This window comes from Stenotrophomonas sp. STK16_22, assembly GCF_051984505.1.
GTDB classification, from domain to species: Bacteria; Pseudomonadota; Gammaproteobacteria; order Xanthomonadales; family Xanthomonadaceae; genus Stenotrophomonas; species Stenotrophomonas maltophilia_A.
Window position 1 is genome coordinate 565,916 of the sequence record NZ_CP196972.1, and the last position, 23,140, is coordinate 589,055.

Annotated in this window: 16 protein-coding genes; 7 read left to right on the top strand and 9 right to left on the bottom strand. The window is 67.3% G+C overall.

The genetic code is table 11. From position 1 onward, the window contains the following. Positions 1-13: 13 nt before the first annotated feature. Both ACSYAO_RS02565 and msrB read right to left on the bottom strand, forming a co-directional pair. Complete coding sequence (locus ACSYAO_RS02565; protein WP_049461659.1) at positions 14-1,783, bottom strand: cytochrome c biogenesis protein DipZ; 1,770 nt, start codon at positions 1,781-1,783, stop codon at positions 14-16. Positions 1,784-1,785: 2 nt separating this feature from the next. Further along, positions 1,786-2,358, bottom strand: a complete 573-nt coding sequence (msrB, locus tag ACSYAO_RS02570) for a peptide-methionine (R)-S-oxide reductase MsrB (protein WP_049424854.1) — start codon at positions 2,356-2,358, stop codon at positions 1,786-1,788. Between the two features lie 144 nt (positions 2,359-2,502). Here msrB and ACSYAO_RS02575 point away from each other — a divergent pair, with 144 nt between their 5' ends. Further along, a complete protein-coding gene (locus ACSYAO_RS02575; RefSeq protein ID WP_012509950.1) occupies positions 2,503-3,222 on the top strand; it encodes a response regulator transcription factor in 720 nt (239 codons plus the stop codon). Further along, the gene (locus tag ACSYAO_RS02580; protein ID WP_049461658.1) at positions 3,219-4,688 is read left to right on the top strand and encodes a sensor histidine kinase; all 1,470 of its coding nucleotides are present in this window, start codon (positions 3,219-3,221) and stop codon (positions 4,686-4,688) included. The genes ACSYAO_RS02575 and ACSYAO_RS02580 overlap by 4 nt, the downstream gene beginning before the upstream one ends. Here ACSYAO_RS02580 and ACSYAO_RS02585 read toward each other — a convergent pair. Then, positions 4,685-6,031, bottom strand: coding sequence for an ATP-binding protein (locus tag ACSYAO_RS02585; RefSeq protein WP_049461657.1), 1,347 nt, complete (start codon positions 6,029-6,031; stop codon positions 4,685-4,687). The genes ACSYAO_RS02580 and ACSYAO_RS02585 overlap by 4 nt on opposite strands. Beyond that, positions 6,028-6,717 carry a winged helix-turn-helix domain-containing protein gene (locus ACSYAO_RS02590; RefSeq protein WP_049461656.1) on the bottom strand — a complete coding sequence of 230 codons (690 nt, stop codon included), beginning with the start codon at positions 6,715-6,717 and terminating at the stop codon, positions 6,028-6,030. The genes ACSYAO_RS02585 and ACSYAO_RS02590 overlap by 4 nt, the downstream gene beginning before the upstream one ends. Positions 6,718-7,067: 350 nt before the next feature. On the opposite strand from ACSYAO_RS02590, the gene asnB reads away from it, so the two are divergent. Then, positions 7,068-8,969 (top strand): asparagine synthase (glutamine-hydrolyzing), encoded by a 1,902-nt coding sequence (gene asnB / locus ACSYAO_RS02595; protein WP_049461655.1) that lies wholly within the window; start codon positions 7,068-7,070, stop codon positions 8,967-8,969. 373 nt (positions 8,970-9,342) lie between these two features. Here the strand turns inward: asnB and ACSYAO_RS02600 are convergent, their stop codons facing one another. Further along, positions 9,343-9,690 (bottom strand): phasin family protein, encoded by a 348-nt coding sequence (locus ACSYAO_RS02600; RefSeq protein WP_014035870.1) that lies wholly within the window; start codon positions 9,688-9,690, stop codon positions 9,343-9,345. A gap of 116 nt (positions 9,691-9,806) precedes the next feature. Continuing rightward, positions 9,807-10,169 (bottom strand): 6-carboxytetrahydropterin synthase QueD, encoded by a 363-nt coding sequence (queD, locus tag ACSYAO_RS02605; RefSeq protein WP_005407953.1) that lies wholly within the window; start codon positions 10,167-10,169, stop codon positions 9,807-9,809. A 192-nt stretch (positions 10,170-10,361) separates the two neighbouring features. Between queD and ACSYAO_RS02610 the strand changes: the two genes are divergently transcribed. Continuing rightward, a complete protein-coding gene (locus ACSYAO_RS02610; protein ID WP_049461654.1) occupies positions 10,362-13,001 on the top strand; it encodes a TonB-dependent receptor plug domain-containing protein in 2,640 nt (879 codons plus the stop codon). Positions 13,002-13,075: 74 nt separating this feature from the next. Beyond that, positions 13,076-15,670: a M14 family zinc carboxypeptidase gene (locus tag ACSYAO_RS02615; protein ID WP_049461653.1), complete on the top strand. Its 2,595-nt coding sequence runs from the start codon at positions 13,076-13,078 to the stop codon at positions 15,668-15,670. 540 nt (positions 15,671-16,210) lie between these two features. Here ACSYAO_RS02615 and ACSYAO_RS02620 read toward each other — a convergent pair. Beyond that, on the bottom strand, positions 16,211-17,626 hold the full coding sequence (locus tag ACSYAO_RS02620) for a DEAD/DEAH box helicase (RefSeq protein WP_049461652.1): 1,416 nt from the start codon (positions 17,624-17,626) through the stop codon (positions 16,211-16,213). A 949-nt stretch (positions 17,627-18,575) separates the two neighbouring features. On the opposite strand from ACSYAO_RS02620, the gene ACSYAO_RS02625 reads away from it, so the two are divergent. Together ACSYAO_RS02625 and maiA are read left to right on the top strand one after the other, a co-directional pair. After that, the gene (locus ACSYAO_RS02625) at positions 18,576-19,565 is read left to right on the top strand and encodes a fumarylacetoacetate hydrolase family protein (RefSeq protein WP_032127967.1); all 990 of its coding nucleotides are present in this window, start codon (positions 18,576-18,578) and stop codon (positions 19,563-19,565) included. 14 nt (positions 19,566-19,579) lie between these two features. Then, the gene (gene maiA / locus ACSYAO_RS02630; RefSeq protein ID WP_049461325.1) at positions 19,580-20,248 is read left to right on the top strand and encodes a maleylacetoacetate isomerase; all 669 of its coding nucleotides are present in this window, start codon (positions 19,580-19,582) and stop codon (positions 20,246-20,248) included. Positions 20,249-20,293: 45 nt separating this feature from the next. Here maiA and ACSYAO_RS02635 read toward each other — a convergent pair whose 3' ends face one another. Both ACSYAO_RS02635 and ACSYAO_RS02640 read right to left on the bottom strand, forming a co-directional pair. Further along, a complete protein-coding gene (locus ACSYAO_RS02635; RefSeq protein WP_071227723.1) occupies positions 20,294-21,754 on the bottom strand; it encodes a UdgX family uracil-DNA binding protein in 1,461 nt (486 codons plus the stop codon). Beyond that, positions 21,735-23,012 (bottom strand): putative DNA modification/repair radical SAM protein, encoded by a 1,278-nt coding sequence (locus tag ACSYAO_RS02640; RefSeq protein ID WP_049461330.1) that lies wholly within the window; start codon positions 23,010-23,012, stop codon positions 21,735-21,737. The genes ACSYAO_RS02635 and ACSYAO_RS02640 overlap by 20 nt, the downstream gene beginning before the upstream one ends. Positions 23,013-23,140: the final 128 nt, after the last annotated feature.

A 23,140-nucleotide genomic window follows, 5' to 3' on the forward strand; every position in this document is an offset into this window, starting at 1 on the left:
GTGTGCTCCCGTTTCAACCGAAGGTGAAGGCATAGGCCTGCACGCCCGCATCGAGGAATTCGATCTCGAAGCGATGCGGGCCGACCGCGCCGCGCTGGCGCACCAGCTGGTACAAGCGGTGTTCGTTGACCACGCCGCTGCCATCGGCGCCGACATCGCTGCCGGCATCGGCGATGGGCAGCGGCTTGCCATCCAGCCAGACGCGGAAGCGCACTGGCTTGCCGTCCTCGCTCGGTGCCAGCACCAAGTGCAGGTCGCGCGCATGGAACTGGAATGCAATGCGGCCACCGGCCTGCTGCAGCTGCGCAGCTTCGTCGGTAACGGTCCAGCGCCCCGACAGTCCCCACCGGTTCAACGCCAGGGTGGCCGGCAGGTTGTAGTCGAACGCGGTGTCGCTGCGCTGCCCGCCGGGCGAGGCGAACTGCTCGGCGCGGGCGTGGCCCAGGTAGGTTTCCGGCGAACGCAGGTTGCCCATGTCGGCCTGCACGGCCACGCCCTTCAGGTCGGCGGCAGCGGGATCGGCCGGTGGTGGCAGGTTGGTCTGCCCGGCTTCGGTCAGCAGGCGACGGATCATCTGTTCCGAGCGCGCATACTTGCCCTCGCCGAACTGATGGCCGCGGATGTTGCCCTGCGCGTCGACGAAGTACTGTGCCGGCCAGTAGCGGTTGTTGAAGGCGCGCCAGATCGTGTACTGGTTGTCGAGCGCCACCGGGTACTCGACCTTCAGCTGCTGCACCGCCTTCATCACGTTGCGTGGGTCACGCTCGAACGCGAACTCCGGCGTGTGTACGCCGACCACCACCAGACCGTGGTCGCGGTAGCGGCGCTCCCATTCGTGCACGAACGGCATCGCGCGCAGGCAGTTGATGCAGGAGTACGTCCAGAAATCGACCAGCACCACCTTGCCGCGCAGCTGCTGTGCACTCAGCGGCGGGCTGTTGAGCCAGCCGGTGGCACCATCCAGCGCGGGCAGGGCGCCTTCCACCGGCAGCGGTGCATCGGCACCTGCATTGGCGCCGGCCATCATCATCATCGGCGGTGCCGCCGGCTGCGCGCCGGGCACTGCGTCCAGCAGGCTTTGCTCGATGCGCGCGGTGCTGACCGTGGACAGGCGGGTCAGCAGGCCGGTATCCCAGCCGAGGCCGATCGCCACGACGGCCAGCAGCGCGGCTACACCCAGCACCTTGCGCAGGACATCGCCGAGGCCGAGCCGCGCCTGCAGCGCACGGAACACGCGGCCGCCGACCCACACCGCCAGCGCCAGCGCGGTGATCGCACCCGATGCATAGGCAAGCAGCAGGGTGCTGGTACCGACGCTGGCGCCATGCAGGGCAGCACCGGTCAGCACCAGGCCGAGGATCGGCCCGGCGCACGGTGCCCACAGCAGGCCGGTGGCGATGCCGATCAACAGCGAGGTCCATGCGCCGCCATGCCCAGCAGCATCAGCGGCATCGGCACGCGCGCTCAGGCGTGCACCCACACGCTGGAACGGCGCCAGCAGATGGTCGGCCAGCCGCGGCCAGAGCAGGGCGACCGCGAACAACGCCATCAGCAGCAGGGCGATCCAGCGTCCAACCTGGTTGGCCTGCGCCACCCATTGGCTGCCCACCGCAGCCAGGCTGGCGACCACGGTGAAGGTGAGCGCCATGCCCAGCAGCAACGGCAGCGTGCTGCGCAGGAACGGGCGATCGGCACGCGCGAACACGAACGGCAGCACCGGCAGGATGCAGGGACTGAGCAGGGTCAGCGCGCCCCCCAGATAGGCAAGCAGCAACAGCAGCATCGTCAGGCTCCGGAAGCAGGGGAAGAACCGACCGGCACCCGCCAGCCGTCGGCAGTGCCATCAGTGGCACCGGGAACGAACACCATCGCCGCACCGTTCATGCAGTAGCGCAGCCCGGTCGGGCGTGGCCCATCGTTGAACACATGGCCGAGATGGCCGCCGCAGCGGCGGCAATGCACCTCCACCCGCAGCATCCCGAAGGTGACGTCGCGGTCTTCGCCGATGGCGTTGTGCAGCGGTGCCCAGAAGCTGGGCCAGCCGGTGCCGCTCTCGAACTTGGTGGACGAGGAGAACAGCGGCAGTGCACAGCCGGCGCAGGCGAAGGTGCCCTGCCGATGTTCCTTGTTGAGCGGGCTGCTGTACGGGCGCTCGGTGGCCTGCTGGCGCAGCACCGCGTACTGCGCCGGGGTCAGCTGCTGGCGCCACTGAGCATCGCTGCGCATGACCTCGAACTGTCGCGACGGACGCGCTTCGGCGGCGGCCGGGGCGGCGCGGCTGCAGGCCCCCAGGCCGAGCAGGCCGGCGGCGGTGGCAACACCGCCCAGGCCGAGTAGATGGCGGCGGGAGAGGGACATGGCGGACTCCGGGAAGGGGCGACGGGGCCATGCTGCGCCCGCCCGGGTCAACGAATCCTCACGCAGGATTCAATTTTTCGTGAGGTATCGGCGGCCGTCCCGCGCCACAATGCAGCCAGCTTCCCCACTGGCTCCGAGCTGCCGATGTCGACCAAACGCGTGCTGATCGTCGAAGACGATGCCCACATCGCTGACCTGCTGCGCATGCACCTGGGCGATGAAGGCTATGACGTGGCCCACGCCGCCAGCGGTGACGGTGGCCTGCGCCTGCTGGAACAGGACGGCCCATGGGATGCGCTGGTGCTGGACGTGATGCTGCCCGGTGTCGACGGCCTGCAGGTGTGCCAGCGTGCACGCGCGATGGCGCGCTACGTGCCGATCATTATCATCAGCGCGCGCGGCAGTGAGACCCAGCGCATTGTCGGCCTGGAGCTGGGCGCGGACGACTACCTGGCAAAACCCTTCTCGATGCCGGAACTGGTGGCACGGGTGCGCGCCCTGCTGCGCCGCGCCGAGGCGATGGCACAGAGCGCACGCATCGATGCGGGCGCGATCGAGCTGGGCGGGCTGCAGCTGGATCCGGTCGCGCGCACCGCTTCGGTGGATGGCAATGCGCTGGAACTGACCCCGCGCGAGTTCGACCTGCTGCTGTTCTTCGCCCGCCACCCGGACCAGGTGTTCGCACGCATGGAACTGCTCAACCAGGTCTGGGGTTACCAGCACGATGGTTACGAGCATACGGTCAATACCCACATCAACCGCCTGCGCAGCAAGATCGAGCCGGACCCGGCCAACCCGCGGCGGCTGCTGACGGTGTGGGGCCGCGGCTACAAGCTGGTCGACCCGGCCGGGGCGGCGGCATGATCAAGCCCAATCTGTGGCAGAAGCTGGCGGCGGTGATCGCCGCGCTGATGCTGATGTGCTGCATGGCGTTGCTGGCACTGCAGATGCGCGCCAACACCCGCCATGAGCAGGAAGTGGTGCAGCGGCTGTCGCTGGGCCTGGCCGAACACATCGCCCAACGCAGCGAACTGATGGACACCAGCGGCATGCGCGATGCTGCGGTGCGTGCGCTGTTCGGCCAGCTGATGGCGGTCAATCCCAGCGTCGAGGTCTACCTGCTGGACGACCAAGGCCGCATTCTCGGCCACGACGCGCCCAGCGGCCATCTGGTGCGCAACAAGGTGGACGTGGCACCGCTACGCCGCCTGCTGTCGGGTGCGCCACTGCCGATCCTCGGCGATGACCCGCGCAGCGCCGATGGCCGCAAGGTGTTCAGTGCTGCACCGTTGATCGTGCAGGGCCGCCAGGCCGGTTATGTGTACGTGGTGCTGGTGGGCGAACACCGGCAGATGCTGGCCGACGACCTCGCGGCCGGCAGCCAGTGGAACACCACATGGTGGTCGGTGATGCTGGTCGGAAGCCTCGGCCTGCTGGCCGGGCTGGTGGCGTTCTACTGGGTGACGCGTCCGCTGCGGCGGCTGACCCGGCGCATCCAAGCCTTCGATATCGATGCGCCGACACCGTTGCCGCCGCCCGAACCGCTGCGCCCGGGCGAGCGCGACGAGCTGGTAATTCTCGAACATGCACATGCGCAGATGGCGCAGCGGCTGGGGGAGCAGTGGCAGCAGCTGCGCCAGCAGGACCTGCAGCGGCGCGAGCTGGTTGCCAACATCTCGCACGACCTGCGTACGCCGTTGTCGTCGCTGCATGGCTACCTGGAAACGCTGGCGCTGAAGGACGCCACGCTGTCACCGGACGAGCGCCGCCGCTACCTCGGTATCGCGCTGGCACAGAGCGCCAAGGTTGGCCGGCTGGCGCGCGCGCTGTTCGAGCTGGCGCGGCTGGAGCACGGTGAAGTGCGTCTGGAGTGGGAAGTGTTCGCGCTGCCGGAGCTGCTGCAGGACGTACTGCAGAAGTTCGAGCTGGCCGCGCAGGCGCGCAACCAGCGCCTGCACGCGGAATTTCCGCCCGGCCTGCCGCTGGTACGTGCCGACCTGGGCCTGGTCGAGCGGGTGCTGACCAACCTGCTCGACAATGCATTGCGGCACGCGCCGGAAGGTGGGCGGATCGAAGTGTGCCTGCGTGCGACCGCGGACAGCATCGAGGTGAGCGTGGCCGATGATGGTCCCGGTGTGGCAGCGGCGCTGCGCGCACAGTTGTTCCAGGCGCCGGCCGCACTGGGCGCACGGCGTGGCGAGAACGGTGGCCTCGGCCTGTTGATCGTGCAGCGTATCGTGCAGCTGCATGGCCGCCGCATCGAACTGCGCGACAGTGAGCGTGGCGCGCTGTTCGTGTTCGCGTTGCCGCGCGCGGAGCCGGCGGCCTAGCAGGCCGCCTCGCTCACCACGGCACCGCCGCTTTCCAGAGGCAGGTGCAGGCGGATGCAGGCACCGCCCAGTTCGGAGTCGGTCACTTCAACGTGGCCGCCATGCTTGTCGGCCACCACCTGCACCAGTGCCAGGCCGAGACCGAAACCGGGGCTGCCCGGGTCCAGCCGCACATAGGGTTGCAGCACCTGGCCGCGCAGTTCGGGCGCAATGCCGGGGCCGTCGTCCTCCACCTGCAGGCACAGCCAGCCATCGTTGACCGTGCTGGCGATGCGGATCTGCCGCCGCGCATAGCGCAAGGCATTGCCGAGCAGATTGCGCAGCGCCAGTTCCAGCATATGCCGGTTGACGTTGACCAGGCCTGCTGGCGACAGCGCCTGCTGTACCGGCAGCGGCAGCGGTGCGAACTGGGCCACCACGCCACGGACCAGCGCGGCCAGCTGCAGGCGCTGGCGGGTCAGCTGATGGCAGCGGCCCAGCGCGGCGTACTCGACGCCGGCATCGGTGAGGTGCTGCAGGCGATCGACGTCGGTGCGCAGGCCACCCAGCGCATCGCGTTGTATCTCGTCCAGCGCGGTGTCCTCCAGGTCGGCCAGGCCGAAGCGCATCCGCGCCAACGGCGTGCGGACTTCGTGCGCCACCGCCTGCGCCAGCACGCGCTGGCTTTCCAGCAGCTGCTGCAGCTGCTCGGCCATGTGGTTGAAGGCATTGGCCAGCGGCCGCACCAGCGCGGTGCCGGCGCGCGGCGCACGCGTGTCCAGCTGACCATCGCGCATCTGCCGGGCGGCCTGGGCCAGCTGCGAGACGTCGCGCCACAGGCGGTAGACCATCACGTACATCGGCAGCGCCACGGCCACCATCAGGATCAGCAGCAGGATCGCCACGCCGGACACTTCGCTGTCCTGCCAGCCTTCCTCAGGCAACGCTTCATCCAGTGGCCCCAGCATCACGGCATAGTTGCTGTCGCCGATCCGCTGCAGGCTGCGCATGTGTTCCAGGTCGATCTGCACACGGCCGTTGTTGAACGGCGGTCGCTGGCTGGCCGACAGCGCCTTCTCCGCCTCGGCCAGCGGCACCATTCGCAGGGCATAGGCGAAGTCGGCGTCGAGCCCTCGTGCCAGCGCCGGCCACTGGTCACGTGGTGTTTCCGCGAAGCGTTGCTGCAGCAGCGCATGGGTGCCACGCATCTCGGCCAGCAGGCTGGCTTCGGTGCGGTCTTCCAGCAGCGCATCCCAGGCCCACAGGCCCAGCACGATCAGCAGCAGGTGGGCGACCAGGAAGCCGATGCCGTAGCGCAGGAAGTGGAAGGCGTGGCCGCGCATCGCCGAGTGCGTGCGCTTCATCCCCATGCCGAGCGGCTGAACAGGTAGCCGCGTCCACGGACGGTCTTGATCCGCTCCGGTTGTTCAGGGTTGTCGCCCAGCTTGCGGCGCAGGCGCGAGATGCGCGCATCGATCGAACGGTCCAGGCCGTCAAAGGCGATGCCACGCAGGCCGCGCAGCAGCGCATCGCGGTCCAGGATCTGGCCGGCGTTGCTGGCCAGCAGGAACAGCAGGTCGAACTCGGCCGTGGTCAGCTCCAGCAGGCCGCCCTGCAGGTGCACGTTGCGGGTGGACGGGTCGATGTTCAGCTCGCCGAAGCGCAGGCTGCCGTCGCGCGGTTCGACCCGGCGGTGGCGGCGCAGATGGGCACGCAGGCGGGCGAGCAGCACCCGCGGTTCGATGGGTTTACCGATGTAATCGTCGGCCCCCAGCTCCAGTCCCAGCACCTGGTCAATGTTGTCGGTGCGGGCGGTCAGCACACAGATGATGCCGTCATAGTGGGGCCGGATCTGCCGACACACTTCGAAACCATCCTGGTCGGGCAGGCCGACATCGAGCAGGACCAGGGCCGGCTTCTCGGCCAGGATCCGGGCCACCGCGCGCTCGCCACTGCGCTCATGGGCCACCTGGTAGCCATGCCGCCGCAGATAGTCGCTGACCATCGTACCCAGGCGGGCATCGTCTTCAACCAGTACGATATCCAGCATTTTCAAGGCCTCCGTGGGCGCAAACGTACCGCCACGGCACGAGCGCGGCGATGCTATCCCAGCCTGCGGGCCGCCCGGGTCCCGGGGGCGGGCGCCATTCAGCCGGGGTTGCTGGCGCTCGGGCCGGGCCTCAGGCCTGGCAACAACTTGGCGCCCAGCATAGCTTGTTGCCGTTACAAAACGTTACCTTCGTGATACGTCTGGTGACCATCGCTGACAGCAAAGCGACTGACGCGGGGCAGGTGGGGCGCCGAGCATGGAGTCTCCTCCGCTCCGCGTGCCGTTCCCATGTCGCTCGCCGCCCCCTGCCTGCTGAACCCGTCCCGCCGCTGCCGCTACGGAGGTGCCCGATGAGCGGCGTGGTCGGGGCCTGGTTGCCGCCCGCCGAGGACGAACACCTGCTGCAGCAGCTGGCGCCGATGCTGCGCGCCCTGCAGCAGCGTGGCCGGGGCCGCATCGGTTACTGGACCGACGCCGAGGCCGGTCTGGCGCTGGGTCACTGCCGGGCGCCGACCGACACTCCGCTGCAGCCACTGAGCTCGGACTGTGGCCGTTACGTGCTGTGCCTGGACGGCCGCCTGTACAACCGCGCCGACCTGCAGGCGCAGCTGCGCGAGCTGCCACGCAGCTGCAGTGACGCCCGGCTGCTGCTGCAGGCGATCGTTGAATGGGGCGTAGAGCGGGCGCTGTCGCGTATCGAAGGCGCGTTCGGTTTCAGTGTTTGGGACCGCGAATCGCGTGAGTTGTGGCTGGCGCGTGATCCGGTTGGCGAGCGGCCGCTGTATTACGGCTGGTTCCAGGGCCAGTTCCTGTTCGCCTCGGAAATGAAGGCGCTGCAGGCCTTCGCCGGTTTCGCGCCGAGCATCGACCAGGATGCGCTGAGCCTGCTGCTGCGCCACGACTATGTGCCGGCGCCGCACACCATCTACCGGGGCATCCACAAGCTGGTGGCCGGCGCGGTGCTGCGCGTCGATCTGGATGACCACGCTGCCGGCGGTTCCAGCCAGGCGGCGGAAGGGGGCGCGCGCTACTGGTGCGCACGCGATGCGATGCAGAGTGCGCTGCAGGAACCCCTGCAGCCGGCGCCGAGCCTGGAACAGGCCACCGACCAGCTGGAAGTGGTGTTGCAGAAGGCGATCGCGGCACGCATGCATTCGCCGCTGGCCTGCGGTGCGTTCCTGTCCGGCGGCACCGACTCGTCGCTGGTGACCGCGATGATGCAGGCGCAGTCGACGCTGCCGATCGAGGCCTGGACGGTCGGCTTCGACGATCCCGGCCACGACGAAAGCGATTGGGCCTCGCAGGTCGCTCGCCACCTGGGTGTGCAGCACCATCTGCACCGGATGGATGCGCGCCAGGGCCTGGACCTGCTGCAGCGCCTGCCGCAGGTCTGGTGCGAACCGTTCGCCGATGCCTCGCAGCTGCCGACCCTGCTGGCCAGTGAACTGCTGGGCGCGCGCAAGCCGGTGGCGCTGACCGGCGACGGTGGCGATGAACTGTTCTTCGGTCATCCCAGCTATGGCCGGGCGCTGCGCAATGCACGCCTCTGTGGTGGCTTGCCGGACTGGGTGCGTGATCTGGCGCGGCGCAGTGGCAACCGCATGAACGTCGAGCGTGGCCGCCTCGGCGGCTGGCGTGCGCTGGTGGCCGAGGTTGCCGCCAACGATGTGGAAGGGCATTACCTGCAACGTGTCACCCGCTGGCGGCAGCCGGCGCAGGTGGTGCTGGGCGCACGTGAGCCGATGACGATCTTCCAGCAGCAGGACTCTGCGCTGCCGGCCGAGGCGCGCATCCAGCTGTTGGATTTCCGCATGGATCTGGCCGAGGGCATCCTCGCCAAGGTCGACCGTGCCGGCATGGCGGCGGGCGTGGAGACGCGTGCGCCGCTGCTGGACATGGAGGTGGTGCGTCTGGCCTGGCGCCTGCCGCAGCACCTGAAGTACCACGATGGTGAGCACAAGCGGATCCTCAAGCACCTGCTGGCGCGCTACCTGCCGGAACCGCTGGTGTACCGTCCCAAGCGCGGCTTCGGCCCGCCGATGGCGCGTTGGCTGGCGGGCCCGCTGCGCGATTGGGCGGAGGCGCTGCTGGATCCGCAGCTGCTGCGCAACCAGGGCTGCTTCGATGTGGCACGCGTGCGCGGTATCTGGGAGGCGTTCCTGCGTGGCGAGCGCAAGTGGCACACGCACCTGTGGAACGTGCTGATGTTCCAGGCGTGGCACCAGCATTGGCACGGTGGTCGCGGGCGCTGAGCCGTTTCTGCATTGCGTGCAGCGGATTGAATCAGCGTGGCGCGGGGCGGAGGCCCTTGCGTACGAATGTCCTCCGGCGCCTAGTTGAAAGGCGCCACGAGCGCTGCGCTTTACCTGCCGTAAGCCGAGCCTCGTCGGGGCGGGCAGGGGTCTGGGCAAAGTAAAGGAGGAGGTGACGGCCAACGGCCGGCGCCGGGGGACATTTGCCCAGGCCCCTGCCTGCCCCGGCGGGGCCCCTCAGCTCGCAGGGAATCCAGGCGAAGAAGCGCTCTTCAATCCAAACGCCAGGTAAAAAAAGACCCGGCAGAGGGAGGGATCTGCCGGGTCCGGATTGCGTGGGGGGAGGGACCCACGCAATGAGCGTTGCGTCGCGTCAGTGGTTGTTCGCGTCCGCCGTTGATTCGTTGTAGCCCTGCACCAGTTCGGACCAGGCCTTGCTGGCCTGCAGGCCGAGACCAACCACGTCCTGCTGGGCCTGGCCCAGCCGCTGCAGGTTGTCCTGCCACAGCTGCGCACCCTTGGAGAGCGTCCCGGCCGCATCCTCGCCGCGGGCCAGTTCACCCAGCCAGCCGCCGGTCGCGGTCAGGTTGCGCTCCATCACCTTCAGCTGCACGCCGAACATGCTTTCCGCGTTCTCCAACGCCAACCGGTTCGCACGCGTTGCCGCGGCGGCGAGCTGGCGGGTGGCATCACTGAAGCGATCGCTGAAGGCGGCGGCCATGGGGCATCAGGGAGTGGCGTGATGCAATGCAGCATACGCCCTTGATGCGGCAATGCAACAAAAATAACAAAGGCGCCCGAGGCGCCTTTGAAACACCTTTCAGATCAATGGGTTGATCAGGCAGTGGGGCCACGGTAGCGGCACCCCGACGTGCAGGTTTCGTGCACGGTGATCTCGCTCAGCGCCGGCAGGCTCGGCTTGAGCTCGTTCCAGATCCACACCGCCAGGTTCTCGCTGGTCGGGTTCTCCAGGCCGGGGATGTCATTGAGGTAGTGATGGTCCAGGCGGTCGTAGATCGGCTGGAAGGCCGCCTTCACGTCGCCGAAATCCATGATCCAGCCGGTCTGCGCGCCAGGCTCGCCCTCGACCTTCAGTTCCACCCGGAACGAGTGGCCGTGCAGGCGCGCGCACTTGTGCCCCGGCGGCACGTTGGGGAGGCGGTGCGCCGCCTCGAGCATGAAGACTTTGAAGATTTCCATGACGCGATTGTACGCCGCAGATGGCCGGCCAGCCTGAGCGGATGTTGGACTTTCGTGAAGCAACTCTTTCCATCCGGATGAAGAGATGATAGTTTCTCTTATATCCGTATGAAGAGATGTTATTGGCCGGACCCCGGCCAAGCATGGACTACTGCGGAACTTCGTCGCCCTTACCACCTCCCCCACATCGTCATGCCCAAGCACACCCTGCTCGTGGCGGCCCTGGCCGTCGCTCTGGCCGCGCCTTTGTCCGCCGCCGCCGAAACCTCCGCCGACGCCAGTGGCGAAGCCAGCACCCTGGCTGCCGTGCGCGTCACCGGTTCCAACATCAAGCGCACCGATACCGAGGCCTCCAACCCGGTGCAGGTGATCGGCCGCCAGCAGCTGGAACAGACCGGCAAGGCCACCGTGGCCGATGTGCTGCGCTCGATCTCGGCGAACACCGGCAACGCCAGCAACGAAACCACCAACAACGGCTGGGCCTCCGGCTCGGCCGGCATCGGCCTGCGTGGCCTGTCGCAGAAGAACACGCTGGTGCTGCTCAATGGCCGTCGCCTGGCCAACTACGGCTTCCCGGCCGGTGGCCTGTCCGACACCTTTGTCGATCTCAACGCGCTTCCGCTGGTCGCGGTCGAACGCATCGAAGTGCTCAAGGATGGCGCCTCGGCGGTCTACGGCTCCGACGCCGTGGCCGGTGTGGTCAACATCATCACCCGGCAGAACTTCGAAGGCGCCGAGATCGGCGGCAGCTTCGGCGGCGCCGACCAGGGCGGCCTGCACGAGCAGAACCTGAAGTTCGTCGGCGGCCTCGGTGATCTCGATACCGATGGCTACAACATCCTCTTCAGCCTGCAGGGCTACAACCGCGAGCGCCTGGACCAGGACGAACGCAACCTGACCAAGAGCGGCATCTACACCGACAAGCCCGGTGGCCGCTGGAACGGCTGGTCGGCCAAGGGCGCGCGCTATCTGGTCAACGGTGTGTCGGTGCCGATGCTCGATGCCAGCGGCAACTGCCCGGCCGGTACTACCCGCGTCGCCAGCGCACCGATCGACGGCCTGGCCGGTGATACCTGCGGCTTCAACCAGGCGCCGTTCACCACGCTGATTCCCTCGACCAAGCGCTACCAGGCCTATGCCAACGGTACCTTCCGCCTGAACGACAACGTCGAAGCCTTCGGCGAAGTGCTGTACAGCCAGATCAAGAGCACCGCGTGGTTCGGCAGCAGCCCGTTCTTCACCCTGGAGAGCGGCCGCTTCGCACTGAACGCGGACAGTGGCCTGGCCGAGCCGGTGTCGTCGCTGCTGCCGGCCAACAATCCGTACAACCCGTACGGCCGTGCGATCCCGATCGAATACACCTTCTTCGACCTGGGCGGCACGCTCAAGACCAACCGCTCCACCGCTTACCGCGGCGTGTTCGGCCTGCGTGGCACCACCGCGAAGTGGGACTGGGAAGTGGCCGCGTTCGGCGCGCGCAGCAGCGAGCGTGAGAGTGTCTCTGGCGGTTTCGCCAACCGCTGGGCGCTGGCCGATGCGCTGGCAACGGGCAGCTACAACCTGCTGAACCCGGCCGCCACCCCGCAGTCGGTGCGCGACTCGATCAACATCGCCACGCTGCGTCCGGCCGAGTCCAAGCTGCAGGGCATCGATGCGAAGATTTCCGGCAGCCTGGGCCATACCTGGGCCGGCGAGATCGGCTTCGCCGCCGGTGCCGAGTGGCGCCGCGAGAAGCTCGATTCCAACAACCCGTGGCAGATCGACGCAGGCCTGCAGGTGCGCCCGGCCATCGCCGAAGTGCACGGCAAGCGCCAGGTCAGTGCGGCCTACGCCGAAGTGAACGTGCCGCTGGCATCGACGCTGGAGCTGTCCGCTGCCGCGCGCGCCGATCACTACGATGATTTCGGCGATGCGTTCTCGCCGAAGATCGGCCTGCGCTGGCAGCCGCTCGACTTCCTGCTGGTGCGTGCCTCGGCCTCGAAGGGCTTCCGTGCGCCGTCGCTGTCGGAGAACTCCAACAGCACCAGCATCGCCTACGGCAGCGTGGTCGATCCGCGTGACCCGGACGTGCCGGGCTCGCGTCAGAACCCCACCTTCTTCACCGTCGGCAACAACGAACTGAAGCCCGAGCGCACCAAGAGCGTGAACTTCGGCGTGGTGCTGTCGCCGTGGGCCAACACCAACCTGAGCGTGGACTACTACCGCATCCAGCTGGACAACCTGGTCGGCACCAACAACACCCAGACCCTGGTCAACGACAACGTGGCCGGCGCCGTGCAGCGCGATGAGCGCGGCAAGCTGCAGGCGGTCTACAACCGCTACCAGAACCTGAGCGAGCTGAAGACCTCGGGCATCGACGTCGAGCTGCGCCAGCGCATCCCGACCGCTGCGCTGGGTGACTTCACCGTGTCCTCGGCCTACACCCACGTGCGCGACTACCGTCGCCCGACCGTGGTCGGCGGCCCACTGGTGGACTACGCCGGCAGCAACCTGGGCGCAACCCTGCCCAAGGACAAGGCCACCACCACGCTGGACTGGAAGTACGGCGACTTCAACGCAGCCGTGACCTGGTACTACACCAGCAGCTACCGCCAGGAAGCCAGTACCGCCGCCAAGGCCGTGCAGCAGCGTGTCGGCAGCTACAGCCAGTACGACCTGTACCTGGCTTACACCGGCATCGACAAGCTGACCGTGTACGCCAAGGTGCAGAACCTGGCCGACAAGACGCCGCCGTACGACGCCTCGTTCCCGGGCATCCGCGCGCCGTACGACTTCAGCCAGTACGACCTGCGTGGCCGCTACTTCACGCTGGGCTTCGATTACCGCTTCTGATCCATCCGCCGCGGCCGGTCACCTGAAGGGACCGGCCGCGCGACTGTCTGCCGTTGTGTTCCAGGGGAGTCATCGTGTCCTTGCATCGCCGTGCCGTTCTTCCGTTGCTGCTTGCCGCCGCCACCGCACTGTCCTCGCCGCAGCCGGCGCAGGCACAGAGCGCGTACTTCTTCCCGCAGGTGACCGACGCAGCGGCGTTCGATGCAGCGGTGCCCACGCCGGAGCAGTTCCTCGGCTACCCGATCGGCAGCCGTTACACCCGGCACGACCAGCTGGTGGCGTACTTCCAGGAACTTGCGAAACGCTCGGACAAGATCAGCGTGCGCGAGATCGGCCGCAGCTATGAAGGTCGCCCGCTGCTGATCGCCACCGTCACTGCTGCAGGCAACCACGCGCGGCTGGAACAGATCCGCCAGCAGCACGCGACCCTGGCCGATCCGGCGCAGCCGCGCAGCGCCGCCGGTGACAGCCCGGTGGTGGTGTGGCTGGGCTACAGCGTGCATGGCAACGAGACCTCCAGTGCCGAAGCGGCGATGCTGACGGCGTACTACCTGGTGGCCAACCGCAGCGCCGAAACCCAGCAGTGGCTGCAGCAGGCGGTGGTGCTGTTCGACCCGGCGCAGAACCCGGATGGCCGTGATCGTGCCGCCAACTGGCACAACGCCTGGGCCTCTGATCCGGCCTCGGCCGACCCGGCCGACAAGGAACACGTTGAGCCGTTCCCGCAGGGCCGCACCAACCACTACTTCACCGATCTCAACCGCGACTGGCTGGCCCTGACCCAGCAGGACTCGCGGCCGAAGGTGGAGGTGTTCCACCAGTGGTACCCGAACGTGCAGATTGATTTCCACGAGATGGGCAAGGACAGCACCTATTACTTCGAACCGTCGCCGAAGAGCATGCACAGCCCGCTGATTCCAGCGGCGTCGTATGAATTCAACAAGACCCTGGCCAAGTACCACGCGCAGGCGTTGGATGCGCTGGGCTCGCTGTACTACACCGGCGAGAACTTCGACAACTTCTCGCCGGTGTACGGCTCGACCTATCCTGATTTCCACGGTGCCGTCGGCGTTACCGTCGAGCAGGCCAGCTCGCGCGGCCGCGTGCAGGAATCGGTGAACGGCCTGCTGACCTTCCCGTTCACCATCCGCAACCAGGTGGCTACCGGGCTGGGCACGGTGCGCGGCGCGGTAGCCGAGCGCAGCGGCCTGTTCGACCTGCAGAAGCAGTTCTTCCAGAGCGCGTTGAAGCAGGCCGCACAGCAGCCGGTGAAGAGCTTCGTATTCGGCGATGCGCATGACCCCGCATTGACCCGTCGTTTGCTGGAACTGTTGCTGCTGCATCGCATCGAGGTGCGCGCGCTGGAACGTGACGTCAGTGTCGATGGCCAGCGCTTCGATGCCGGCAGCGCCTACGTGGTGCCGGTGCAGCAGGCGCAGTTCCGCCTGGTGCATTCGATCTTTGCCGAGACGCCGCCGATCAAGGGCGATGTGTTCTACGGCAGCACCAGCTACGCGATTGCACCGGCCTACGGTGTGGCCTTCGCCGGTAGCCGCAGCCGCATCGACGGCGGCGCACGCGTGGCGGCGCTGCCGGCGGAGCAGAGCACCCTGCTGGGCGGCCAGGCAGGATTCGCCTACGCGATCGACTGGCGCGACTACAATGCCGGGCGCGCGCTGGCCGCGCTGCAGGGCAAGGGCGTGAATGCACGCGCGGCATTCCAGCCGTTCACCACCGCGACCACGCAGGGCGAGGTCAACTTCGCCGCCGGCAGCCTGGTGATTCCGGTGGCCGGGCAATCACTGCAGGGCACGGCGTTGCTTGAAGCCGTGACGTCTGCCGCGCGTGCTGCCGGTGTGCAGGTGCACGCGCTGTCCAGCGGCCGCAGCCGTAAGGGCATCGACCTCGGCAGTGATGGCGTCAAAGCGCTGCGCAAACCTGCGGTTGCGCTGGTGATGGGCGAGGGCGTGGCCGCCACCGAGATCGGCTCGGCCTGGTTCCTGTTGGACCAGCAGCTGCGGTTGCCCGCCAGCAAGCTGGATCCGCAGCAGCTGGGCAAAGCACCGCTGGATCGTTACACCACCATCGTGCTGTCCGGTGGAACCTACACAGGCATCGATGCCACGGCGGTGGCTGCACTGAAGCGCTGGGTGCAGGCCGGTGGTTCACTGGTTACCTATGGCAGTGCCTCGAAGTGGGCGATCGAACAGAAGCTCGCCGACGGCGAGAAGCTTGGCAAGGAAGAAGAGACCGCGGACGAGAGCCGCCGTGCGTTCGGCGACCAGCGCGACATCGCCGCGATCGAGCGGGTCAGCGGCAACATCCTCAGTGCCGACGTGGATACCAGCCATCCGCTGGCGTTTGGCGTGCCACGCCGGCAGCTGGCGATCAACAAGGAAAACACGGTGACGCTGCAGCCAAGCGCTAACCCGTTCTCGACGGTGGTACGCATCGACACGCCGCCGCGGGTGAATGGCTATCTGTCCGAGCGCAATCGCACGCGGGTGGCGGGCAGCGCGTGGCTGCTGGTGTCGGCGCAGGGGCAGGGCAACGTGGTGCTGTTCGCCGATGATCCGGCGCATCGCAAGTACTGGCACGGGACGGATCGACTGCTGATCAACGCGATCTTCTTCGGGAATCTGGTGAATCCGAGTAAAGCGCGGGGTTGAGGCTTTGCGCGCCTCGATTGATGCGTGTGGGGGGGAGGCCGGGCGGGCTGCGCAGGACACGCTGTAAATACGTCCATGTAAGCTCGATCGGCGCATCCATGCGCCTCACGGTCCTGCGCAGCCCGCCCGGCCTCCCCTCGACAGTTTCCTGCGGGCGCGGACGCATCGAACCCCAAGGCGGGAGCAAGGGCGAAAGCAAAAGCAGAACCAGGAATTGCGACTTCGGCTTTTGCCTTTGAATTTGAATTTGAATTTGATCTTTCTTCTCCCGGCTACCCGGCGGGAGAAGAAGGTGCAGGCAATGCTTGAAGCGGATGGGCATGGGGGCAGCGCAGAACCGTTGGCGCCATGGATGGCGCCATCGAGCTTACATGGACGTATTTACAGCGTGTTCTGCGCTGCCCCCATGCCCATCCGCCCTCGGTACTGCCACCGCGTGCTTTATCACCCGGTAGCCCGCAACAAAAAAAAGGACGGCGCGTCAGCGCCGTCCCTCGATAGCCCCCGCGCAGCGGGAAGCACCCTCCATGTCAGCTGCGATCAGCCGGCGCGACCGCCGCCGTTGCCACCCTGGCCGCGGCCACGGCCGCCACCATTGCCGCCACCGCCACGACGCTGGCCCTGACCGGCGCCTGCACGCTGCTGGCCATTGCCACCGCCCTCGCGACGGCCACCACCGGCCTTCTTCGGGCCCGCATGCGCATGGCGCGGCGCATCGCCGTGCGGACGGCGTGCGTGGCTCTTGCGCGGTGCGCGCTCGCCGGTATCGTGCTCGGCCTTGCCCGGCGCACTGTTGCCCCAGCGGATCGGCGTCTGCAGCTCGAAGCCCGGCACATCGCGGATGTCCATGTCGCGGCCCAGCAGGCGCACGATCGCGCGCAGCAGCTTCACTTCATCCTGCGCCACCAGCGAGATCGCCTGGCCGGTCGCGCCGTTGCGGCCGGTGCGGCCGATGCGGTGCACGTAATCTTCGGCCACCATCGGCAGGTCGAAGTTGATCACCTTCGGCAGCTCGTTGATGTCGATGCCGCGCGCGGCGATATCGGTGGCCACCAGCACGGTCACGCGGCCGGCCTTGAAGTCGCCCAGCGCACGCAGGCGCTGGCCCTGGCTCTTGTTGCCGTGGATCGCCGCGGTCTTGATGCCCGACTTTTCCAGGAACGTGGCCAGCTTGTCGCTGCCGTGCTTGGTGCGGGCGAACACCAGGGTCTGCTCGCGGCTGTCCTGCGCCAGCAGGTGCAGCAGCAGGTCGCGCTTGCGGCCGGCATCGACCGGGTGCACGCGATGGGTGATGGTTTCGGCGACGGTGTTCTTCGGCGTGACCTGGATCTGTTCCGGGTTGCGCATGAACTCCAGCGCCAGCTGGCGGATGTTGTCCTCGAAGGTGGCCGAGAACAGCAGGGTCTGGCGGTTCTGCTTCGGCAGCTTGGCCAGGATGCGCTTGATCGACGGCAGGAAGCCCATGTCGAGCATGCGGTCGGCTTCGTCCAGCACCAGCAGTTCAATGCCGGACAGGTCGATGCTGCGACGCTCGAGGTGGTCGATCAGGCGGCCCGGGCAGGCCACCAGCAGGTCCACGCCACGGCGCAGGATGTCCAGCTGGTTGCCCATGCCGACGCCGCCGTAGATGCAGGCGCTGGGGATGCGCAGGTACTTGCTGTAGCCGCGCAGGCTGTCATGCACCTGGGTGGCCAGCTCGCGGGTCGGGGCCAGGATCAGCGCGCGCGGCTTGCGCGGGCCGCTGCGCACTTCCTGCGAGGCGGTGCCCAGGTGCTGCAGCAGCGGCAGGCCGAAGGCGGCGGTCTTGCCGGTGCCGGTCTGAGCGCCGGCCAGCAGGTCGCGACCGGCCAGCGCCAGCGGGATCGCCTGCTGCTGGATCGGGGTCGGGTTTTCGTAGCCCTGCTCGGCGAGCGCACGCAGCAGGAAGGGCGCCAGGCCCAGCGATTCAAAAGACATTGAGATTGCTCCAAGTACAAGAAACGCCTGTCCGAACGGACAGACGGGGGCAGATCAAACTGATCGGCTGACTCGGAGCGTTCCCGTGAACCGCGCTGCGAGAATTGGGTGCAGCCGGCACGGAGCGCAGGCTGGAATGCGTGACGAACGGCGTCGGAGTGGGGGCGGGCGAAGAGGGCGGACCCTGGTCGCCGGCGGTCCCGGAGGGAAACGGACGGCCGCTGCAGACCCTGCAAGTCTAAACGATGTTTGAGACTTCACGCAAAAAGGCCTGTTCAGGTAGGGGGCTCTCTGCAGGGCTGCGCCCTGCACCCGCAGAGGCCGAAGCAACGTCAACGTCAACGTCAAAAGCCGGTTTCCTGAGGGATGCGGGGTGGGTCCGGTTGCGGGGGGCGCTGCAAGTCCCCCTCCGGGGCCCGGCCCAGCCGCTGGCGGCTGTGCGTTCGGGCGCTTGCGAAGCAATGCTTCGCAAGCAAAGCGCCCTCACCCATGTAAGCTCGGTCGCCGCATCCATGCGGCTCACGCCCCCGCAACCGGACCCACCCCGCCTTCGAGAGTTTTCCGCGATCTGTCGAATCTCATTCGATCAATTTCGATATCTGACGGATTTCGACGATGAATGATGTGGATGTTCGATCCGTCATCGGGAAATTGTCAGGGGTGGGACGGTGTGGGTGGGCAGGACCGTTGGCGCCATGGATGGCGCCATCGAGCCACCAGGGACGGGTTTACGGCGTGTCCTGCCCACCCACACCGTCCCGCCCAGCTCACAGACAACCCAGAGCCGGCTGTTGCTGTTGACGTTGCCCTGGCTTGAAGCAGGTGCAGGGTGCAACCCTGCCGAACCCCCCACTACGGTAGGGTGGGCCGATGCCGCGCTGCAGCTTGGCGTCGACGCAGATTTGATTACACTTGAAACTTGTTTGCCCACGACTCCGGACACCCACCCATGAAGCTTGGTTCTTTGAAGGAAGGCGGCCGCGACGGCACCCTGATCGTCGTCTCGCGTGACCTGCGCCACGGCGTGCGCGCCACCGGCATTGCCGCCACCCTGCAGCAGGCCCTGGAGGACTGGAGCCACATCGCGCCGCGCCTGAACGCCCTGTACGAATCGCTCAACGCGGGCGACGCCGATGGCGTGTTCGACCTGGACCCGCAGGCGCTGGCCGCGCCGATGCCGCGTGCCTATGAGTTCGTCGATGGCAGCGCCTACCTGCCGCATGTCGAGCGCGTGCGCCGCGCCCGTGGCGCCGAGGTGCCGGAGAGCTTCTACACCGACCCGCTGATGTACCAGGCGACCAGCGCCGGTTTCTACGGTCCGCGCGACGCGGTCAAGGTGGTCAGCGAGGACTATGGCATCGACCTGGAAGCAGAGATCGTGGTGATCACCGACGACGTGCCGATGGCCGCCACCCCGGAACAGGCCGCAGGCCATATCCAGCTGGTCGGCCTGGTCAACGATGTCTCGCTGCGCAACCTGATTCCGGGCGAGCTGGCCAAGGGCTTCGGCTTCCTGCAGTCCAAGCCGCGCTCGGCGCTGTCGCCGGTGTTCGTCACCCCCGACGAGCTGGGCGCCGCGTGGCAGGACAGCAAGGTGCACCTGCCGCTGCTGACCCACATCAACGGCCAGTGGTTCGGCGCGCCGGAAGCCGGCGTGGACATGCAGTTCAACTTCGCCCAGCTGGTCGCGCATGCGGCCAAGACCCGTCCGCTCAGCGCCGGCACCATTGTTGGCTCGGGCACCATCGCCAACGAAGACACCAGCAAGGGTGCCTCGTGCTTCGCCGAGCAGCGCGTGGTGGAGACCCTGCGCGACGGCAAGCCGAGCACGCCGTTCATGTCCTTCGGCGACGTGGTCCGCATCGAGATGCTCGATGCCGCCGGCAACAGCATCTTCGGTGCGATCGAGCAGCGCATCGAACAGGCGACCAGGCCCTGAGCAGAGAGGCGGCGATGGAGATCCCGGTCGACGACGGCATCGTGCTGTACACCTACTGGCGATCCAGCGCCGCCTACCGCGTGCGCATCGGTCTGGAGCTGAAGGGCCTGGCCTGGGAAGCCCGGCCGGTGCACCTGGTACGCGATGGTGGCGAGCAGCACCTTGACGCCTATCGCGCGCTCAATCCGCAGCAGCTGGTGCCAACCCTGCTGCATGACGGGCATGCACTGACCCAGTCGCTGGCGATCCTGGAGTATCTGGACGAGCGCTTCCCGCAGGTGCCGCTGCTGCCGGCCGATGCCGCCGGCCGTGCGCGGGTGCGTGCGCTGGCCCAGCTGGTGGCCTGCGATATCCACCCGATCAACAACCTGCGGGTGATGCAGTACCTGGAGCGCACCCTGCAGCTGCCGGCCGACGCCCGCACGCAGTGGACCCTGCACTGGATCGCCGAGAGTTTCACTGCGATGGAAGCGATGCTGGCCAACAGCAGCGCGACGGGCACCTTCTGCCACGGTGACCGTCCCGGCCTGGCCGATATCTGCCTGCTGCCGCAGCTGTACAACGCGCATCGCTTCGGCCTGGACCTGACGCCGTACCCGACCCTGCGCCGCATCGAAGCGGCGTGCCAGGCAGTGGACGCCTTCGACCGCGCACGCCCGGAAAACCAGCCCGACGCCGCCTGAAAGTAGAGGGGACGGAGGGGATTAAGTCGTTTGTGCACTTACGACTTAATTCCCTCCGTCCCCTTTTTGTTGCAATCGGGCCAGATCATCGCGGAACAGCCGATAGGCATCCTCGCGGCGCGCATCGTCGGTCTGCCGCAATACCCATGCCGGGTGCACCGTGGCATAGCCGCGGGTGCCGTCCTCGAGGGTGTGCCAGCGTCCGCGGTCACGTGACAGGTCGAAATCACGGCCGAATACCGAGGCTGCCGCGGTTGCGCCGAGGCACACGATCACCTGGGGCCGCACGCGCGCGATCTCGCCCATCAGCCAGGGGCGGCAGGCCTGGATGTGCCGGCTTTCCGGTCGTTTGTGCAGCCGTACCTTGCCGCGCCGTTCATGATGGAAGTGCTTCACCGCGTTGGTGAGGTACAGCGTCGCGCGATCGATTCCCAGTTCGGTCAGCGCACGGTCCAGTAGCTGACCGGCAGGACCCATGAACGGCTGTCCGCGCAGATCCTCGGTGTCGCCAGGTTGTTCCCCGATCAGCATCATGCGGGCGTCTGCAGGCCCCTGCCCGAACACGGTCTGCGTGGACTGCTCCCACAGCGGGCACTGGCGGCAGGTGCTGGCCTGTCCGCGCAGATTCTCCAGACTGCTGGCATCCGCTGCTGGCATCGCAACACCTGCACGCAGGGGGATCCTGCGCTGCGGCGCCTGCGCGGGACGGTCATGCATTTCCTGCACGCGGTCGGCCGCATCGCGCACCAGGCGTGGCAGCAGCTGGGCCTCCGGCAGGTGGCGCCAGTACTTTGCCGGCATCTCCTGCATCATCATCCGTGTATTGAGTCGCGCCGGATTGAAGATGTTGGCGTAGTAGGTCTGCCACAGTGATTCGCGCGCATCCTCGGCCGGGGCATCCTCGCGCCGTGCGCCGGGGCCGAAGGCAAGCGCCTGCCCATCCCATGCGACGCTGCGCGAAGGCGTGAGGATCGCCCAGCGCATGCCGGTGAAGCGGCGCGCGAAGAAGGGCGCGACCCGGTCGACAATGTGGTGCTGTGGCTCAAACCAGGCGATGAACGCATCAGGCTGGCCAGGCACCTCGCGGAAGCGCACGAATGCCTTCATCTTGTGCGTGTCACGGCGGACGGCCTGGGCGAGCGCCGTTGCGCGCAGGACATCGGCGTCGGCGGGGTTGCTCAGCACCGAACGCTCGCCATGGACGATGCGCCACAGCAGGCGATACAGCAAGGCCAGTCGCTGGGGGTCGCGATGGCACAGGCAGGTGGCCGCCAGTTCCAGGAAATCGCGGGGCACGTTGGGTGCACTGGCATCAGCCAGCATCGGCGCCCGCTGCACGGCCGGCGCATCCAGCAACGACGTTTCGCTCCCTTCCAGCCAGTCCAGCTGAGGCGGGGCCACGCCTCGCAGCAACGCTTCGCGCGCAGCGTCGCGCCAGGCCTGCAGCGACCACTGCGGGTCCACCCGCAGCGACCAGCGCTGCGCGTCAGGCGGCGGGCGGTGCATCAAACAGCGATCCCTGACGAGGCGGTGGGGCCAACTGCGCGCGCAGCGCCGCCGGATCGTCCAGCGATTTGCGTGGATGGTGGTCAGCCAGCTGCACAAACGGAAGCAGTTTGCTCATCGGTGCCTTCAGGCGTGCTACATCGGCAACCCGCAGGCGACCGTGGCGGCGTGCCATCAGCACCCGTTTCACGTTGCGCACGCCCAGCCCGGGTACGCGAAGCAGCATTTCCTTCGGCGCGCGGTTGAGATCCACGGGAAAGCGCTCGGGGTGACGGATCGCCCAAGCCATTTTCGGGTCGATGTCCAGGTCGAGCATGCCGTCCTGGGTGGTATCGGTAATCTCATCCACGCCGTAACCGTAGAAGCGCAGCAACCAGTCGGCCTGGTAGAGGCGATGTTCGCGCTGCAGCGGAGGCGGTTGCAGTGGCAGCTGCCGGCTGGCGTCCGGAATCGGGCTGAACGCGGAGTAGTACACCCGGCGCATCCGATAGTTGCCGTACAGCGCATCGGCGCTGGCCAGGATCTGTTGGTCGTTGGCCCCGTCCGCGCCGACGATCATCTGCGTGCTCTGCCCGGCGGGTGCGAAACGGGGAGGGTGTGGACTGCGGCTGGCCCTCGGCGCCACCGCTGCGGGGGCTTTGCGCGCCTCCTTGGCTTCCTCGATGCGCCAGCGTAGTTCGCCCATCGCGCCGCGTATCGAATGCACCGTCTTCTCCGGCGCCAAGGCGCTCAGGCCGGCTTCGGTCGGCAGTTCCACGTTGATGGACAGGCGGTCGGCATAGCGCCCGGCACTGGCCAGCAGTTCCGGCGAGGCCTCGGGAATGGTCTTGAGGTGGATGTAGCCGGCGTAGCGGTGTTCTTCGCGCAGCTGCCGGGCCACTTCCACCATCTGTTCCATGGTGTAGTCCGCATTGCGGATGATGCCGCTGGACAGGAACAGCCCCTCGATGTAGTTGCGCTTGTAGAAGTCCAGGGTGAGTGCGACCACCTCGTCCACGCTGAAACGTGCACGGGCTACGTTGCTGGAGACCCGGTTCACGCAGTAGGCGCAGTCGTAGACGCAGAAGTTGGTCAGCAGGATCTTCAGCAATGAAACGCAGCGGCCATCGGGTGTATAGCTGTGGCAGATGCCCATACCCTCGGTGCTGCCGATGCCGCCACTGGCGCGCGAATCGCGCTTGCCCGAGCCGCTGGAGGCGCAGGAGGCGTCGTATTTGGCGGCATCGGCCAGGATGGCCAGCTTGCGGATGGTTTCCATTGAGGAAACCTACGGATGAGGGGTCTCATTGGATGAGACCGCCCCTGAATTCTTCAGAAAAAGGGGACGGTGGGGATTAAGTCGTAAATGCACTTACGACTTAATCCCCACCGTCCCCTTTTTCGTGC